This window comes from Candidatus Pyrohabitans sp. (assembly GCF_054014795.1).
Window position 1 is genome coordinate 1 of record NZ_JBPMGE010000038.1, and the last position, 3,638, is coordinate 3,638.

General features: G+C 57.2%; 5 protein-coding genes. 1 reads left to right on the top strand and 4 read right to left on the bottom strand.

Annotated features, from left to right (window positions below):
• On the top strand, positions 1-1,239 hold a 1,239-nt coding region (locus tag ACXJJW_RS04735), incomplete at its 5' end, for a menaquinone biosynthesis decarboxylase (protein WP_456474584.1).
• 3 nt (positions 1,240-1,242) lie between these two features.
• Here ACXJJW_RS04735 and ACXJJW_RS04740 read toward each other — a convergent pair.
• The 4 genes from ACXJJW_RS04740 to ACXJJW_RS04755 form a co-directional block, all read right to left on the bottom strand.
• Entirely contained in the window at positions 1,243-1,416 is a 174-nt protein-coding gene (locus ACXJJW_RS04740; RefSeq protein WP_456474585.1) for a hypothetical protein, read from the bottom strand.
• 54 nt (positions 1,417-1,470) lie between these two features.
• Positions 1,471-2,778: a TrpB-like pyridoxal phosphate-dependent enzyme gene (locus ACXJJW_RS04745; RefSeq protein ID WP_456474586.1), complete on the bottom strand. Its 1,308-nt coding sequence runs from the start codon at positions 2,776-2,778 to the stop codon at positions 1,471-1,473.
• Between the two features lie 75 nt (positions 2,779-2,853).
• Positions 2,854-3,438 carry an indolepyruvate ferredoxin oxidoreductase subunit beta gene (gene iorB / locus ACXJJW_RS04750; RefSeq protein WP_456474587.1) on the bottom strand — a complete coding sequence of 195 codons (585 nt, stop codon included), beginning with the start codon at positions 3,436-3,438 and terminating at the stop codon, positions 2,854-2,856.
• Positions 3,435-3,638: 4Fe-4S binding protein (locus tag ACXJJW_RS04755; RefSeq protein WP_456474588.1), on the bottom strand; the 204-nt coding region annotated here is incomplete at its 5' end. The genes ACXJJW_RS04755 and iorB, both read right to left, overlap by 4 nt.

Consider the following 3,638-nt stretch of genomic DNA (forward strand, 5'->3'; position numbering starts at 1 on the left):
GCGCTGGAAGTGGAGCGCTTTGAGAGCATAGGCGAGTCCCTCGCCGAGCTGCTCATGCCAGAGATTCCCTCCAGCATAAAAGAGAAACTCTCCAGCCTGGCAAAGATTAAAGAGGCCCTCTCCTTCCCCCCCAAGGTTGTGAAGCGTGCGCCATGCCAGGAGGTGGTGCTCGAAGGGGAAGAGGCGAGCCTAAAAAAGCTGCCCATCCTGAAAACCTGGCCCCTGGACGGGGGACGCTACATAACACTCCCTCTGGTATTCACCAGAGACCCCGTTACCGGCAAGCGCAATGTGGGCATGTACCGCATGCAGGTCTACGATGAGCACACCACCGGCATGCACTGGCAGATTCACAAACACGGGGCTGAACACTTCCGCAGGGCAGCTGAGCAGGGGGAGCACCTCGAGGTGGCCGTCGCTCTGGGTGGTGACCCCGCGACAATCTTCTCAGCACTTGCACCCCTACCGGAAGGCTTTGATGAGCTCCTATTTGCCGGCTTCCTGCGGAAGCGCGGGGTTGAGCTTGTAAAGTGCAGGAGTGTTGACCTGGAGGTCCCGGCGTGGGCAGAGTTTGTTATTGAGGGCTACGTCGACCCCGCTGAGGAGCGCATAGAGGGTCCCTTCGGCGACCACACTGGCTACTACTCCATGCCCGACTATTACCCTGTATTCCACGTCACCTGCATTACCCACCGAAGAGATGCAATCTATCCTGCCACCGTTGTCGGTAAGCCGCCAATGGAGGACGCCTACTTTGGCAAGGCTGTTGAGCGCATATTCTTACCTCTTATAAAGATGCAGCTTCCTGAGGTGGTGGACATCAACCTACCCATTGAAGGCGTCTTCCACAACCTTGCAATAGTCTCCATAAATAAGCGCTATCCAGGTCATGCGAAGAAGGTGATGTTCGCCCTCTGGGGAATGGGGCAGATGATGTTCACCAAGGCGATAGTTGTTGTGGACAGCGATGTGGATGTGCAAAATGCCGGTGAGGTTCTATGGCAGGTATCAAGCTGCGTGGACCCGGCCCGCGACATTGTGATAATCCCGGGCACGCCCACAGACACCCTGGACCATGCCCCCTCGCTGCCTAACTACGGCTCAAAACTGGGCATCGACGCCACGCGAAAGTGGGAGGAAGAGGGCTACACCAGAGACTGGCCCCCCAGCGTGGAGATGAGCGAGGAGGTAAAGCGCCTGGTTGACAGGCGCTGGAAGGAGTACGGTATTGAGAAGTGAGGCTCATTCTTCGCCATAGCTCTTTGTCGCAAGTCTCTTTCTGGCTTTCAGCAGATTTGCAACCCTCTTTGCCCTCATGTACATCAAGAAATGACGATAAGCAGAGTTGTCATCCTCCCACAGCACAGCTTCGCGTATCGCCCTGTATTTCAGACTCTCCGGGTAAAGGATTCTCATAGTACAATATAGGCACCTTGCATATATAAAACTAAAAGATAAAAAAAGAGGGGCTCAGGGCTTAAGCTTGCCCGCCAGATAGTCTGCATACCCCTGAAGGTCGAGCAGGCCGTGTCCAGAGAAGTTGAACACTATAACCTTCTCCTCACCGGTGCGCTTGCACTCACGGGCTATGTCTATTGCCGCACGTATCGCATGCGTAGTCTCGGGCGCCGGCACCAGGCCCTCGGCCTCTGTGAATATCTTACCCGCCTCGAAGGTTTGAAGCTGGTCGTACGCCACAGCATCGATATAGTCGAGCTTGTGCAGCAGGCACAGCGAAGGCGCGTCGCCGTGGTAGCGGAGTCCACCAGCATGGATAGGTGAGGGCACAAAGTCGTGACCCAGGGTGTACATTTTCAGCAGAGGCGTCATACCGGCGGTGTCGCCAAAGTCGTATTTGTACTTACCCTCTGTGAGTGTGGGACAGGACTTTGGCTCAACGCCTAGGAAGCGCACCTCATCCAGCTCGCCGCGCAGCTTCTTGCCCAGCATGGGATATGCAAAGCCAGCGAAGTTGCTCCCGCCACCCACGCAGCCTATCATTACATCAGGCGTTACATCTATCTTCTCCAGCTGGAGGAGCACCTCCTGGCCAATGACCGTCTGGTGCAGCAGCACATGGTTGAGCACCGAGCCCAGAGAATACTTTGTCTTCTCATCCTTGACAGCCATCTCTATCGCCTCGCTTATGGCTATGCCAAGGCTGCCGGGGTGCTCGGGATTCTCCTGACGAACCTTACGTCCGTACTCCGTTCTGTCGCTGGGCGATGGGACCACATCGGCGCCATAAAGCTCCATAATAATCCTGCGGTAGGGCTTCTGATGGTAGCTCACCGCCACCATAAACACATTGACATCTATGCCGAAGAGGGTACCAGCAAGACTCAGAGCGGTGCCCCACTGTCCTGCTCCGGTCTCTGTGGTCAGGCGCTCCACACCCTCCTTGACGTTGTAGTATGCCTGTGCAATTGCTGTGTTTGGCTTGTGCGAGCCAGCAAAACTCACATCCTCGCGCTTGTAGTATATCTTCGCGGGCGTGTTAAGGTGGCGCTCCAGCCGCCTTGCCCTGTAGAGCGGCGTTGGCCGGCCCACCTGGAAGTAAGCTTCCCGCACCTCCTCCGGGATGCGTATGTAGCGCTCCTGACTGACCTCCTGCTTTATGAGCTCCCTGGGGAAGATAACCTCAAGCATCTCTGGGCTCACGGGCTCCTTTGTTCTCGGGTCGAGGGGCGGCGGCAGGGGCTCCGGAAGGTCGGAAAGGATGTTGTACCATTTCTTGGGCATCTCGTCCAAATCAAGGATTACCTTGGTCTCTTTCATAGCAAGACCTCCAGACTAAGAAAAGTTGCTCTACAGATTATATAAAACTTCCCCAGGGTACGAGTCTGTGCACCACTAGCTTCTCACTGCCCTTCTTCCAAGTTTAAAGGCGGTGAGGTTCATCTCCACAGTTTTGGGGGGTACCCGCTGGGCGATGCTCTCCCTGAGAACCTCCTCTTTAAGCGGGAAGCCGCGGAGAGCACTCAGGGCGCCTAGCATGACCACATTGGCGGTGAGCACACTCCCGGCGCGCTTCGCCAGAGCCAGGGCATCAACAGGATAAACCTCTGCATACCTGGAAAGCTCCTGGAGAATGGCCCCAACGTCCGGATAGCCTGCCACCGTGCCGTGCACTGAGGCAGGGGGAAGAGGGGTTGTGCTTACCACTGCCCGGCAGGGCTCAGCCAGGTAGTCCAGGTAGCGAAGTGCCTCCAGGGGTTCAAGGGCCAGGAGGTAGTCAGCCCTGCCGCGCGGGATGAGCGGCGATTTTACGTCTCCGAGCCTTACATGGGCCACAACGCTGCCACCGCGCTGTGCCATGCCGTGGGTCTCGCTCCCGCGAACCCTCAGCCCGGAGCGTATGGCGACTCTGCCGAGCACATCGCTGAGCAGGATTATACCCTGTCCACCAACGCCGGCGATGAGCACATTTGTAATCACTCCTCCTCCCCCCTGAGGATCGCATCATTTGGGCACACACTAACACAGAGGTCGCAGCCGGTGCAAAGCTCCTCGATGACCTCAGCCCTGCCCCTGTACCAGCCCACTGCGGGGCAGCCTATTCTCAAACAGGGGCGACAGTCTCTGCAGAGGTAACCCTCGCAGCGCTCTGAGACAACCCTGGGTGGGGTCCTCCACAG